This window comes from Trichococcus shcherbakoviae (assembly GCF_963666195.1).
In the GTDB taxonomy this organism is placed as follows: Bacteria; Bacillota; Bacilli; order Lactobacillales; family Aerococcaceae; genus Trichococcus; species Trichococcus shcherbakoviae.
In genome coordinates, this window is sequence record NZ_OY762653.1 from 930,348 (window position 1) to 943,423 (window position 13,076).

The window sequence follows — 13,076 nt, forward strand, 5'->3', positions numbered from 1 at the left end:
TCCCTCCTTAAATTAGGTTAGTGATATCTAAAACTTCTGGTAATTGAGCTTCGTGTGGGTGAACTGCTTCACCGTATACGTGTAACTTAGTGAATTGTTTAGCACCTAAAGAGTTCTTAGGTAGCATGCCTTTAACAGACAATTCAACTAATTTTCTTGAATTCTTAGCACGTAATTCACCAGCTGAAATTTGTTTTAGCCCACCTGGATAACCTGAATGACGGGAATAAATTTTGTCAGATGCTTTTTTACCTGTTAATGTAACTTTGTCTGCATTGATAACAATCACATAATCACCAGTATCTACGTGTGGTGTGAAAGTTGGTTTGTTTTTACCGCGTAAAATAGTTGCAACTTGTGTTGATAAACGTCCCAATGGGATGTCAGTCGCGTCGATTACGAACCATTTGCGGTCGATCTCGTTTGCTTTAGCCATGTATGTTGTACGCACGTTTGTTTCCTCCATATTCTTCTCTGTCTGTTTGATCCAATTGAGTTTCCGGGGCTCATCGTGGGGCAAACAATACCGTCTTATATGATACGACATCCCAAAGGAATTGTCAAACGATTCAAAAGAAATAATTTATCATTTACTTCGCAAAAAAGTCTCCACATACCGCATGGACCGCGACTGTGAAGGCTTTTCAGATTATTTTTTTAAATATAAATATAATTGCTCGATGACCTCGGCTGGCACAAATGGATAGGCACCTTTGCTGGAAGTCTTGTGTGGCTTGAACGCTTCGATGATACTTTTATCCTTCACGATGTCTTCCACCGAAACGAACTCACCTTTTTTGGTGATCGTCAATTCAAATGCTTCGTATTCTTCGGCTTCGACGTTCTTTTTTGGGGTCGAGTAATGCGCCATGCTGGCTTGCACGGAAAGGACAACATCATTCGGGCATCCGATTGCTTCATAAAACTGGGGCATAGCGGCAGACACAAAATCCGGCACATCGCCGCGTGGGATGCGTTTGAGTTCCTTGATGAACGTTACCATGTTTCCACTCTCCTTCATTCATTCTTATACTTCCATTATACGCGAGTTTCGGAATTTTAACATCATTCCAGCGAAATAACCGTTCAAGCGTGATCGATTATTTCTCGCAGCTTCACTGACTTTAAATACATAAAAATATTGACCACTCTAAGACCTCATGCTACCATTGCACTAATATTAATTTTAAATGATAAATAAATGACAATGCACTCATGTGTGTCATTTCGCATAAAGGGGAATCGATGATGGATAAGATCAGCATTCAAAGTTATCTTGCGCAATTGGGCAACAGAAAAGACCCAAAAACCGGTGCCGTCAGTGCACCGATTTATTTGTCCACAGCTTATGGACATCCCGGCTTGGGCCAATCGACCGGCTATGACTACACCCGCACAGCCAATCCGACAAGGGATATCCTTCAGGAAGGCTTGGCTGTGCTTGAAAACGGCGTCCAAGGGTTCGCCACAAGCTCCGGTATGAGCGCCATCCAGCTCGCCTTCAGCATTTTCCCGGTCAACAGCCATTTCGTCGCATCCAGGGATCTTTACGGCGGCAGCTTCCGTTATTTCCAGGATATGGAGAGAAAAGGATTCTACTCCTTCACTTATGTCGATGACCCGATCGATATCGCGTCCGCCATCCAGGACAATACGGCCGCTGTCTATATCGAAACACCGACGAACCCCCTGATGAAGGAAACGGATATCGCGGCTGTGGCTGAGATCGCCAAAAAACACGGCTTACTGGTGATTGTGGATAATACCTTCTACACCCCTCTTTTGCAGCGCCCGCTAGATTTGGGCGCCGATATCGTCGTCCACAGCGCCACCAAGTACCTAGGCGGCCACAACGACCTGTTGGCAGGTGCAGTCGTGACGAACGACAAGGCGCTCGGCGAACAGTTGGCTTTCCAATTGAACACGGCAGGCGGCACTTTAGACGCCTTCGACTGTTGGCTCTTGGTCCGCGGGATGAAGACGTTGCCGTTGCGCATGAAGCAGCATCAAGCGAATGCAAAAGCTGTCGTGGCTTATCTGGAATCGGAAGATCTGATCAAATCAGTCTATTATCCGGGCAAAGGTGGCATGCTCAGCTTCACGCTCCATGATAAAGCATACATCCCTGCTGTGTTGGATGCCCTGAACATCTTCACTTTCGCTGAAAGCTTGGGCGGCGTGGAGAGTCTAATCACCTACCCGACCACCCAGACCCATGCCGATATTCCGGTTGAAATCCGCGAATCCTATGGGTTGACGGACGATCTGCTGCGCATCTCGACAGGAATCGAGGATCCCGATGATCTGATCGCCGATCTGCGTCAGGCTTTTGCGAAGGCTGCGGTCACAGCTAAAGTCTGATAAAGTAAATTGTAAAAGAAAATATGTTGAAAACCTCCGAAGAGCGATAGCGCTTGACGGGGGATTTTATTTTTGGCGCTGTCCTCCGGGGAACGACGGCTTCGCCGGAATTCGGACATATTGCGGGAGCGTCAGCTCCTGCGGGACGTGCTTCATAGGAGCTGGCGGAGATTGCAGAAGCTGTCCTCCGATGAGCTATGGCTACACCGGAGCTGGCGCTGATTTCCGTTTCCCAAGCACGCAAAAAAGCGGGTGTGGAAAAGATTTCCTCTTTTCCACACCCGCTTTTTCAGCATCCTTTTTGCTCTATTCTTCGTTCTGCTTGGTTTCGAATGCTTTTGTGATCGTCATCAGGGAACGGAAGAGGTCTTCCACGCTGTCTTCGTAGGCTTTGTTCTCGGTCAGCCCGCGCACTTTATCGAGCACCCTATCTTCCCTGGATTGGTCCAGGATCGGCAATTTGTGCGCTTTCTTGATCCGCGCAATCTCCGTCACCGCATCCATCCGGCGTTCGAACAGTCTTACCAGTTCCTGGTCGATTGCATCGATCTCCGCTCTTTCCTTTTTAAACATCATCTTCCCCCTATCCATTCCTTAATCTTTCTTCATCGTAATAAACTTCCACGAGATACAATCCTTGCGACGGGGCTGTCGGTCCGGCTTTGCGTCGGTCCTTCACTTCCAAAAGGTGGTCGATTTCCTCGACCTTTTTCAGGCCGTCAGCGATCTGCAACAGCGTCCCCACGAAAATGCGGATCATATTGTAGAGAAAGCCATTGCCTCTGAAGGTGAAGACCAGCTCATTGTTTTCCTCGTCCTTCCTGACGCTCGCTTCATAGACAGTCCGGACCAGGTCGGTCTTGTCCGTTTTTGTCGAACAGAAACTGGTGAAGTCGTGCTCGCCCTCCAGTTTTTTGATGGCCTTTTCCAAATTATCCATATTGAAACGGTAAGGATGGTGCGTCGTGTAGAGTCGTTTGAATGGGTTCGGGAAGCGATCAAGATCGACCCGGTAAATATATTTTTTACCCATCGCATGATAACGCGAATGGAACTCCTCTGAAGCGAGCTCCACGGATTTGATCAAAATGTCATCGGGCAGCAAACTGTTCAACGCCCGCAGCAGATGGTCAGGCTTGATTGCAGCCGGGTAATCAAAGTGGATGACTTGTCCGAGCGCATGGACGCCCGAATCCGTCCGGCCGGATGCATGGATCGGAATGATCTGCCCATTCGACATTTTTTTCAGAGCTTTTTCGATTTCCGTCTGGACACTGTTGCCGTTAGGTTGGACCTGATAGCCCACATAACCCGTTCCGTCATATTGCACGATGCATTTGTATCGTTGTGCAGTCATGGTTGGCGTATGCCCCTTTCTTTTTCTGGATAATTTGTGGGATTATGGTTTTTTCTATTTTAAAAGGGACCGGAAATACTACCCGGTCCCCAGACTCGTTCTATAGCGGCTGACTCAGCCTGTATGCGTTCAAGATCGGAAGAACAATAACAGCCCTGTCAGTGCGACAAACGCCAGCAGACTCAGCGTATCGCGCAACTGCCAACTGAGGATGCGGTATTTCGTCCGGCCTTCCCCGCCCTGATACCCGCGTGCTTCCATGGCATTCGCCAATTCATCGGCACGATTGAACGAACTGACGAACAGCGGCACCAAAATCGGTGTGACTGCCTTCATCTGCTTCACGATATTGCCTTCACCGAATTCGACACCGCGAGCCCGTTGCGCGTTCATGATCTTCGATGCTTCATCCATCAATGTCGGCACGAAACGCAGTGCGATGGAAAGCATCAAGGCGATCTCATGGACAGGAACCTTAAAGCGTTTCAATGGCCCAAGCAACTTTTCGATTGCATCGGTCAACGACAGCGGCATCGTCGTGAGCGTCAACAACGTCGAAATGAAGATGATCAGGACGAAGCGCATAAAGATGAAGGCGCCGTTGATCACCCCGAACGAAGTGATGCTGATCGGTCCCAGTTCCAGGTATGTTTCCCCGCCCCGTGTGAAGAGGATCTGCAGCAACACCGTGAACAGGATCAGCCAAATCAGCGGCTTCACACCGTTCAGAAAGACCGACAGTTTGATGTCGGACAGGATGACGCACAGAAATGTGAACAATGTCATGATCAGATAGGTCTGCCAGTTATTGGCCAGGAAAATGACGAGGATGAAATAGAAAGCTCCGATCAGCTTCGCTCGCGGATCCAGTCGATGAATCAGCGAGTTGCCTTGGATATAGCGCCCGAACAATAATTTATCCAACATCGATGCCACCCTCTTCCTTAGCGGCATCTTTGGAGCCTTTGTTCTCATTTATTTTCGCAATCAGCACAGCCGCCAGTTGTTCCGTACGCAGCGGTCTTTCGTTTCCGAAATCGATGCCTGTCTTTTTGCTGAATGTATCCAGGAAAGCCAGTGCGGACGGCAAGCCCAATTGTTTCTCCTGGAGCCAAGCGGCATCCTGGAAAATCTCTGCTGGCGGGCCCATCCGGACAACCGTACCTTTCTCAAGGATGACCACATGATCCGCAAACGTTGCGACATCATTCATCTGATGAGTGACCAATACGATGGTCAAGCCTTTGTCGATATGGAGTTGATAAAACATATTCATGATTTCGCGTCTGCCGGCAGGATCCAATCCAGCCGTCGGTTCATCCAAAACCAGCACTTCCGGTTCCATCGCCAATACTCCAGCGATCGCTACGCGTCTCATTTGCCCCCCTGAGAGATCGAACGGGGAACGCTCCATGAAGGACTCATCCAAGCCGACCAAAGGCAACACGCGCCTCACAATCGCCATTGCGTCCGCTTCACTGACGCCGAAGTTCATCGGACCGAAGGCGATATCCTTCGCAATCGTCTCCTCGAACAGCTGCGACTCCGGAAACTGGAACACAATCCCCACTTTTTTGCGCAGGTCCTTCAGGTTTTTGTTGTTCGATTTGTTCGTTATGATGCGGTCTCCGATCGTTACGCAGCCTTCAGTTGGCTTCAATAATGCGTTCAGATGCTGCGTGACCGTCGACTTGCCGCTGCCGGTATGGCCGATCAATGCCGTATAGCTACCGTCCGGGATATTCAGATTCACATCATAAAGTGCCCGATTTTCGAAGGGCGTTCCGGCCGAGTAGGAATAGCCTACTTTTTCGAAAGTAATGTCCATAACCAACTCACCATCCCTTCCTCAGTCAAATATTCTTCAGGAACTTCCAGTCCCTGTCTCTTCAATTGGTATTTCAGCTTTTCAGGGAATGGGATATCCAATCCGATATCGATGATTTCCTTGCCCAAGCTGAATATCTCTTCCGGTGTGCCGATCCGTTTCAACTGCCCGGCTTCCATCACAAAAATGCGGTTCGCTTTGGCGGCCTCATCGATGTCATGGGTGATCGAAATCACAGTCAAATTTTCTTTTTCCTTGATCTCCTGGATGGTCTCGATGACTTCATGACGGCCTTCCGGATCCAACATGGTCGTCGCCTCATCCAGGATGATGATGTCCGGAGACAACGCCACGATCCCAGCAATCGCCACCCGTTGCTTCTGTCCGCCCGAAAGACGTGCCGGCTCCTTATCCATGAAATCGGCCATGTTCACAGCCGCTACTGCATCAGCAACGCGCTTCACCATTTCCTCACGGGGAATACCGACATTCTCCAAACCGAAGGCAACATCGTCCTGAACGGTCGAACCGACGAACTGATTGTCCGGATTCTGGAAAACCATCCCGATTTTTTTGCGTACATCCCAAACTGTCTCTGCATTCAAAGGTATCCCTTCAATGATCACTTCTCCGGAGTTCGCTTCTATCAAGCCGTTGATCGTTTTGGCCAAGGTTGACTTGCCTGAACCGTTTGGCCCGATGATGGCGATCCATTCACCCTGCTGGATTGTTAACGAAACGTTGTTCAATGCAGGTCTTGCATCTTCCTCTGAATAGGAAAAAGTCACATTGCGCAACTCGATAATTTCATTCATGATGGCTGTCCTACTTTCTCTATAGTTGAATCTTACTACCCATAACCGTTCATCCGCCCCACAGCCAAGCGGGTATAAAAAAAAGATGAAAATTACGGAAAAGGAATGTCTACTTTGTAAGTATAAACTACTCTTCCATATTTTTCATCCACTGTCTTGACACAGCACGGAAATAAAACGCTTTTATTTATATATCAAAAGAAACTAGAAAATATAGTGGCATTTTCTAGTTTCTTTTGATAAAAAAAGCACTTTTTTTGATGAAAAAATGCCCTCCCGAAGATCATGCGATCTTCGGAAGAACCTTGAGCTAGACTAGGGAAGCCAGAAGCAATCCCATCATCATAACACTCTATTTCATCTAAAAGTGAACGTTTCATCATTATGCGATTGAATTATACTAATTCAATGATAACCATTGGTGCAGCGTCGCCACGACGAGGTTCTGTCTTCAAGATACGTGTGTATCCGCCTTGACGTTCTGCATAGCGAGGTGCGATATCAGAGAACAATTTTTGTAAAGCTGATTGAACAACGATTTTGTCATCTTCTTCACGTACATCTGCAACTTCGTTACGAACGTATGCTGCTGCTAAACGACGAGCAGATAAATCTCCACGTTTGCCTAAAGTAATCATCTTTTCAGTAGTTGAACGAATTTCTTTAGCACGAGCTTCAGTTGTAACGATTCGTTCGTTGATGAGTAAGTCAGTAGTCAAATCACGAAGCATTGCTTTTCTTTGGGCGCTTGTGCGTCCTAATTTACGGTAAGCCATCCTAGGTTTTCCTCCTTTGTACAGTACTAGTCGTCTTGACGCAAGCCTAGATTAAGATCATTCAGCTTGTTTTTCACTTCTTCAAGTGATTTGCGTCCCAGATTACGTACTTTGATCATCTCTGCTTCAGACTTGTCTGTCAATTCTTGTACTGTGTTGATGCCTGCGCGTTTCAAACAGTTATAAGAACGTACGGATAAATCCAATTCTTCGATAGTCATTTCCAGCATTTTTTCTTTATGTGTTTCTTCTTTTTCAACCATTATCTCGGCCTTGCGGGCTTCATCGGTCAGATTAACAAAAATATTCAAATGTTCCGTTAAAATTTTGGCAGCCAAGCTGACTGCTTCTTCCGGGCTGATGGAACCATCTGTCCAGACATCCAACGTTAATTTATCGTAAATATTTTTTTGTCCGATACGAGTGTTTTCAACCTGATAATTCACTTTGCTGATTGGAGTATAGATGGAGTCGACTGGTAAAACACCGATCGGCATATCTTCCGTCTTGTTATATTCGGAACGAACATAACCACGGCCATTTTTTACGTCCAAGCGAACATGAAAATGTGCTCCCTCTGAAACTGTACATATATATAAATCAGGGTTTAAGATTTCCACATCGCTGTCATGGGTAATATCCGCTGCAGTCACGACTGCTGGACCTTTTACGTCAATCTCGATTGTTTTGTCTTCGTCCGTATACAATTTCAAAGCTAATTTTTTGATGTTCAGAATGATTTGGGTAACATCCTCGACAACACCATCAATCGTTGAAAATTCGTGTAGAACACCATCGATTTGGATAGTTGTTACAGCTGTACCAGGAAGTGAAGATAATAGAATTCGACGTAATGAGTTCCCAAGTGTTGTTCCATAACCGCGTTCTAGTGGTTCTACAACGAATTTGCCGAATTTAGCATCTTCGCTGATCTCAATCGTTTCAATTCTTGGTTTTTCAATTTCGATCATTTATCAATTTACCCCTTTCAAAACGTGAAGTTCATGTTAGTGAGTCCATTGCGTTTCGTTACATACAAGTACAATTCTCAATTAAACACGACGACGTTTTGGTGGACGGCATCCATTATGAGGAATAGGCGTTACGTCGCGGATTGCGGTAACTTCCAAACCTGCTGCTTGTAATGAACGAATGGCAGCTTCACGTCCAGAACCAGGACCTTTAACAGCTACTTCAACTGTTTTCATGCCATGTTCCATAGAAACTTTAGCTGCTGCTTCTGCAGCCATTTGTGCAGCATAAGGAGTAGATTTACGAGAACCTCTGAATCCTAATGAACCTGCTGATGACCATGAAATAGCATTTCCATGAACATCTGTAATCATAACAATAGTATTATTAAAAGTTGAGCGGATATGTGCTACACCAGCTTCAACATTCTTTTTCACGCGGCGTTTGCGAGCTACTTTTTTAGCCATGAAGTTTTGACCTCCTTCACTTAATTATTATTTTTTCTTACCAGTGACTGCTTTAGCTGGGCCTTTACGAGTGCGTGCGTTGTTCTTAGTGTTTTGTCCGCGAACAGGCAAACCACGACGGTGACGCATTCCTCTGTAAGATCCAATTTCAATCAATCGTTTAATATTTAGGTTAACTTCACGACGAAGATCACCTTCAACCTTTAATTTATCCACTTCAATACGGATACGGTCTAATTCATCATTCGTTAAATCACGAACGCGAGTATCTTCTGAAACCTCAGCTGCTGCTAAAACTTTTTGAGCTGTGTTCAATCCGATACCAAAAATATAAGTTAATGAAATAACTACACGTTTGTCACGCGGAACATCTACTCCTGCGATACGAGCCATTTATAGGCACCTCCTTGTTATTATCCTTGGCGTTGTTTGTGTTTGGGATTTTCGCAAATCACCATAACACGACCATTGCGGCGAATGACTTTGCATTTTTCGCAAATGGGTTTTACTGATGCTCTAACTTTCATTTAAATTCCCTCCTATTTAGTGATGGAGTGCAATTATTTAAAGCGGTAAGTAATGCGTCCACGAGTAAGATCGTACGGTGATAATTCTACCGTAACTTTATCGCCTGGCAAAATGCGGATGTAATGCATTCTAATTTTACCAGATACGTGAGCTAATACTATGTGACCATTTTCAAGTTCGACTTTAAACATTGCATTGGGCAAAGTTTCAACGACAACTCCTTCGATCTCAATTACATCGTCTTTCGCCACGCCTGCTAACCTCCTAACATTCTGTTGAGCTGATTAATCTTATGTCTTGGCAATTTTTACTCTAACTGCTAGATTATACCATAGCAAGTATCAATTGAAAAGAAAATTCCGATTAATTTCAAATGATATTTGCAACTATTCTATAATCTTTTGGATTTCGGTAAACAAGTTGTCGATGCCGATTCCGCCATCCACATTGTGTACCAATCCTTTTTCGCTGTAAAATGCAATGATTGGTTGAGACTGTTCTAGATTAATCTGAATGCGATTTTCTACGGTTTCAGGTTTATCATCTTCGCGTTGATAGAATTCGTGTCCGCCACAACGATCGCACGTTCCTTCCACTTTGGGAGGATTGTTCTCTTTGTGGTAAGTCGCTCCGCAAGAGCGGCAAATGATTCTACCCGTTAGACGTTGCATCAAAACTTCAGGGTTCACATCAATGTTAATAACAGCATCGATTTTTTTGTCGAGTTCATCCATGATAGCTTCAAGAGCTTTTGCTTGTACGAGGGTTCTTGGAAAACCATCCAATAAAAAGCCTTTTTCAGTATCAGATTCTGCTAATCTCTCTTTAACGATTCCGTTTGTAACTTCATCTGGAACAAGTTCGCCTTTATCCATATATGATTTTGCTTCCAGGCCCAACGCTGTCTCATTTTTCATGGCAGCTCGGAACATGTCTCCTGTAGAGATATGCGGAATATTGTATTTCGCGATGATCTTTTCAGCCTGTGTTCCTTTTCCAGCACCGGGAAGACCCATAATAATTAGGTTCATCATTTTACTGCCTCCTAAAGATGTAAGAATATGTGACGAGGAAATCACTTTCCCCCCCACAAACTTACTATTGAATAAATCCTTGGTAATTACGTTTAACCATTCGACCTTCAATTTGTCTTGCCGTTTCCAATGCAGTACCAACTACAATCAGAAGACTTGTACCGCCAAGGGCGAGCGAGTCCGGCAAATCCCACAAACCTGAGGCAATGATAGGCAATAACGCAATCAGTCCAAGAAATAGCGCGCCGACCGTACTTAATCGCATAATCATGCCGGAAATGTAATCTTCTGTCCCTTTACCCGGACGTACACTTGGAATATAGCCGCCTTGCTTTTGCAAGTTCTCTGCCATCTTTTCAGGATTGATCTGAATGAAGGCATAGAAGTAAGTGAAGACAACGATCAACACCGTATAGATTGTTGCGCCGATGGGTTCACGGTAATTAAAGATGGTTGACAAAATTTGATACCAGCTAGCTTCACTTTGACTTGCCGCGAAAAATCCAAGGATCGTCTGCGGGGTCATCATGAAAGAACTGGCAAAGATTACTGGAATAACTCCAGCAGAATTGATTTTTAAAGGTAAATGCGCGGATTGATTAGATCCGGAAGCACGCTTGGAATATTGAATGGGGATTTTACGTTCAGCTTGTTGAACGTACACAACGAGTATGACCACCAATAATATTGCTGTCAAAAGTGCAACCGAGAACAAAATGTTGTTCATTAAATCGGATCCTGCATCCACAAAACGATCATTGTAATAAGTGTAAAGATCTGTTGGGATTCTTGCGATGATACCTGAGAAGATGATCAATGACGTGCCGTTTCCGATACCGTGCATTGAAATGGATTCTCCGAGAAAAACAACAAGCATCGAACCTGCCGTCATCACTAACGCGATGATCATATAGGTTGTCATACCTGGATCGTTGACCAAACCCAAATTAGAGAGTTGATTGAAACCGATCGAAACACCGACAGATTGCACAAATGCTAAAATGACTGTCAAATATCTTGTAACTTGATTTAACTTTCTTCTACCTACTTCACCCTGTTTGGACCATTCCACAAATTTCGGAACAATGTCCATTTGTAACAATTGAACGACAATAGAAGAAGTGATGTATGGCGAAACACCCATAGCGAAAATGGAATACTGACTCAGTGCTCCACCTCCGAATGTGTTCAACAGACTGAACAAGCCCGTCGATGCCAAGTTTGTGATGGCACCCGCATCAACACCCGGTACAGTAATATGTGTTCCGAGACGGAACACAATCAACATACCTAGAGTAAAAAAGATTCTATTTCTAATGTCCTTCGCCTGAAATGCATTTTTCAGAAGAGCAAACATTAGATCACCTCAACAGTCCCACCTGCAGCTTCGATAGCTTTTTGTGCTGCTTCGGAGAATTTATTAGCTTTAACTGTCAGTTTTTTCTCAACGCTTCCGTTGCCCAAAACTTTGATGCCTGATTTTTCATCTTTGACAATACCAGTTTCAACTAATAAAGCTGGAGTAACTTCTGTACCATCTTCGAAACGGTTTAAGATTTCTAAGTTGATTACAGCATATTCCTTACGGTTGATGTTCGTGAATCCACGTTTTGGAAGACGACGGAACAATGGAGTTTGTCCACCCTCGAATCCAAGTCTCACACCGCCGCCTGAACGAGCTTTTTGGCCTTTATGTCCACGACCGGATGTTTTACCATTACCGGATGAAGATCCGCGACCGACACGGTTACGTTCTTTACGTGAACCTACAGCAGGTTTTAATTCATGAAGTTTCATAGTAACTTGGCACCTCCTTTAATCTGATGTTTATTATTTAACTTCTTCTGATGTAACTAAGTGGCTTACTGTGTTGACCATGCCCAAGATAGCTGGGTTAGCTGGTTTAACAACAGATTTGCCGATTTTGGACAATCCCAAAGCTTTGCAAGTATCTTTTTGGTTTTGAGGACGTCCAATCAAGCTGCGTTTTAAAGTGATCTTTACTTCTGCCATTATGTAGTCCTCCTTATCCTAGTAATTCTTCAACTGTTTTGCCGCGTAATTTCGCGACGTCTTCAGCATTTTTCAACTGTTTCAAGCCATCGATTGTAGCACGTACCATGTTGATTGGTGTGTTCGAACCAAGGGATTTGCTTGTGATATCAGCGATACCAGCTAATTCGACAACGGCACGGACTGGTCCGCCTGCAGAAACTCCGGAACCGGATTTAGCAGGTTTCAACATTACGTTACCGCCACAGAAAGATCCGATAACTTGGTGAGGGATTGTTGATTCAGACATTGGAACTTCAATAAGGCTCTTTTTAGCAGATTCGATAGCTTTACGAATAGCTTCAGGAACCTCGGCTGCTTTACCAGTACCGAATCCTACATGTCCGTTTCTGTCTCCTACAACAACTAAAGCAGCAAAACGTAGACGACGTCCACCTTTAACAACTTTTGTTACACGATTGATCGCAACAACGCGGTCTTCTAATTCAATATGATTTGGGTCAACATAAACCATGTGTGGTTATCCTCCTTTTCTTAGAAATCTAGTCCATTTTCGCGAGCAGCTTCAGCTAAAGCCTGTACACGGCCATGGTACAGATAGCCACCACGGTCAAAGACTACTTTTTTGATACCTTTAGCAACAGAACGTTCAGCAATCAGTTTTCCAACTGCAGCAGCAGCTTCAGTTTTAGTACCGGTTGCGATTTCTGTTTCTTTTGTAGAGGCACTTGCTAGCGTCACACCCGCTACGTCATCAATTAATTGAGCGTAGATGTTTTTGTTGGAACGGAAAACGTTCAAGCGTGGGCACTCTGCAGTACCAGAGATTTTTCTTCTTACGCGTGCGTGTCTAGCTTGGCGCACTTTGTTTTTATCTGGTTTAGTAATCACAATTGTCACCTCTTTAATGTTATTTTGTTGGGTC

Annotated in this window: 20 protein-coding genes; 1 reads left to right on the forward strand and 19 read right to left on the reverse strand. The window is 44.9% G+C overall.

Features of this window, described 5'->3' with window-relative positions; genetic code table 11:
• Positions 1–7: 7 nt before the first annotated feature.
• Entirely contained in the window at positions 8–451 is a 444-nt protein-coding gene (rplM, locus tag ACKPBX_RS04235; protein ID WP_086627527.1) for a 50S ribosomal protein L13, read from the reverse strand.
• Positions 452–649: 198 nt separating this feature from the next.
• Entirely contained in the window at positions 650–1,003 is a 354-nt protein-coding gene (locus ACKPBX_RS04240) for a hypothetical protein (RefSeq protein ID WP_086626928.1), read from the reverse strand.
• Between the two features lie 242 nt (positions 1,004–1,245).
• On the opposite strand from ACKPBX_RS04240, the gene ACKPBX_RS04245 reads away from it, so the two are divergent.
• On the forward strand, positions 1,246–2,361 hold the full coding sequence (locus ACKPBX_RS04245) for a PLP-dependent transferase (protein ID WP_370738864.1): 1,116 nt from the start codon (positions 1,246–1,248) through the stop codon (positions 2,359–2,361).
• Positions 2,362–2,667: 306 nt separating this feature from the next.
• On the opposite strand, the gene ACKPBX_RS04250 is transcribed toward ACKPBX_RS04245, so the two are convergent.
• The 17 genes from ACKPBX_RS04250 to rplR form a co-directional block, all read right to left on the reverse strand.
• Positions 2,668–2,934 carry a chorismate mutase gene (locus ACKPBX_RS04250; RefSeq protein WP_319996102.1) on the reverse strand — a complete coding sequence of 89 codons (267 nt, stop codon included), beginning with the start codon at positions 2,932–2,934 and terminating at the stop codon, positions 2,668–2,670.
• 10 nt (positions 2,935–2,944) lie between these two features.
• Positions 2,945–3,718 carry a tRNA pseudouridine(38-40) synthase TruA gene (truA, locus tag ACKPBX_RS04255; RefSeq protein ID WP_086626925.1) on the reverse strand — a complete coding sequence of 258 codons (774 nt, stop codon included), beginning with the start codon at positions 3,716–3,718 and terminating at the stop codon, positions 2,945–2,947.
• 129 nt (positions 3,719–3,847) lie between these two features.
• The gene (locus ACKPBX_RS04260) at positions 3,848–4,645 is read right to left on the reverse strand and encodes an energy-coupling factor transporter transmembrane component T family protein (protein WP_140185359.1); all 798 of its coding nucleotides are present in this window, start codon (positions 4,643–4,645) and stop codon (positions 3,848–3,850) included.
• A complete protein-coding gene (locus ACKPBX_RS04265) occupies positions 4,635–5,546 on the reverse strand; it encodes an energy-coupling factor ABC transporter ATP-binding protein (RefSeq protein ID WP_319996103.1) in 912 nt (303 codons plus the stop codon). The genes ACKPBX_RS04260 and ACKPBX_RS04265 overlap by 11 nt, the downstream gene beginning before the upstream one ends.
• On the reverse strand, positions 5,522–6,361 hold the full coding sequence (locus tag ACKPBX_RS04270) for an energy-coupling factor ABC transporter ATP-binding protein (RefSeq protein ID WP_086626922.1): 840 nt from the start codon (positions 6,359–6,361) through the stop codon (positions 5,522–5,524). Before ACKPBX_RS04270 ends, ACKPBX_RS04265 begins: the two co-directional genes overlap by 25 nt.
• 395 nt (positions 6,362–6,756) lie before the next feature.
• Positions 6,757–7,137 (reverse strand): 50S ribosomal protein L17, encoded by a 381-nt coding sequence (gene rplQ / locus ACKPBX_RS04275; protein ID WP_086626921.1) that lies wholly within the window; start codon positions 7,135–7,137, stop codon positions 6,757–6,759.
• Positions 7,138–7,163: 26 nt separating this feature from the next.
• Positions 7,164–8,108 (reverse strand): DNA-directed RNA polymerase subunit alpha, encoded by a 945-nt coding sequence (locus ACKPBX_RS04280; protein ID WP_068558946.1) that lies wholly within the window; start codon positions 8,106–8,108, stop codon positions 7,164–7,166.
• A gap of 81 nt (positions 8,109–8,189) precedes the next feature.
• Positions 8,190–8,576 (reverse strand): 30S ribosomal protein S11, encoded by a 387-nt coding sequence (rpsK, locus tag ACKPBX_RS04285; RefSeq protein ID WP_068623076.1) that lies wholly within the window; start codon positions 8,574–8,576, stop codon positions 8,190–8,192.
• Between the two features lie 27 nt (positions 8,577–8,603).
• Complete coding sequence (gene rpsM, locus ACKPBX_RS04290) at positions 8,604–8,969, reverse strand: 30S ribosomal protein S13 (RefSeq protein ID WP_108031672.1); 366 nt, start codon at positions 8,967–8,969, stop codon at positions 8,604–8,606.
• A 20-nt stretch (positions 8,970–8,989) separates the two neighbouring features.
• A complete protein-coding gene (rpmJ, locus tag ACKPBX_RS04295) occupies positions 8,990–9,103 on the reverse strand; it encodes a 50S ribosomal protein L36 (RefSeq protein ID WP_062470716.1) in 114 nt (37 codons plus the stop codon).
• A gap of 33 nt (positions 9,104–9,136) precedes the next feature.
• Positions 9,137–9,355, reverse strand: coding sequence for a translation initiation factor IF-1 (infA, locus tag ACKPBX_RS04300; RefSeq protein ID WP_068558953.1), 219 nt, complete (start codon positions 9,353–9,355; stop codon positions 9,137–9,139).
• A gap of 135 nt (positions 9,356–9,490) precedes the next feature.
• Complete coding sequence (locus ACKPBX_RS04305) at positions 9,491–10,135, reverse strand: adenylate kinase (protein ID WP_086627525.1); 645 nt, start codon at positions 10,133–10,135, stop codon at positions 9,491–9,493.
• 67 nt (positions 10,136–10,202) lie between these two features.
• Positions 10,203–11,495: a preprotein translocase subunit SecY gene (secY, locus tag ACKPBX_RS04310; RefSeq protein ID WP_086626919.1), complete on the reverse strand. Its 1,293-nt coding sequence runs from the start codon at positions 11,493–11,495 to the stop codon at positions 10,203–10,205.
• Positions 11,495–11,935 carry a 50S ribosomal protein L15 gene (gene rplO, locus ACKPBX_RS04315; protein ID WP_086626918.1) on the reverse strand — a complete coding sequence of 147 codons (441 nt, stop codon included), beginning with the start codon at positions 11,933–11,935 and terminating at the stop codon, positions 11,495–11,497. The genes secY and rplO overlap by 1 nt, the downstream gene beginning before the upstream one ends.
• A 33-nt stretch (positions 11,936–11,968) precedes the next feature.
• Positions 11,969–12,151, reverse strand: a complete 183-nt coding sequence (gene rpmD / locus ACKPBX_RS04320) for a 50S ribosomal protein L30 (RefSeq protein ID WP_086626917.1) — start codon at positions 12,149–12,151, stop codon at positions 11,969–11,971.
• A gap of 13 nt (positions 12,152–12,164) precedes the next feature.
• Positions 12,165–12,665 (reverse strand): 30S ribosomal protein S5, encoded by a 501-nt coding sequence (gene rpsE / locus ACKPBX_RS04325; RefSeq protein WP_086626916.1) that lies wholly within the window; start codon positions 12,663–12,665, stop codon positions 12,165–12,167.
• Between the two features lie 20 nt (positions 12,666–12,685).
• Positions 12,686–13,042 (reverse strand): 50S ribosomal protein L18, encoded by a 357-nt coding sequence (gene rplR, locus ACKPBX_RS04330; protein WP_086626915.1) that lies wholly within the window; start codon positions 13,040–13,042, stop codon positions 12,686–12,688.
• Between the last annotated feature and the right edge of the window lie 34 nt (positions 13,043–13,076).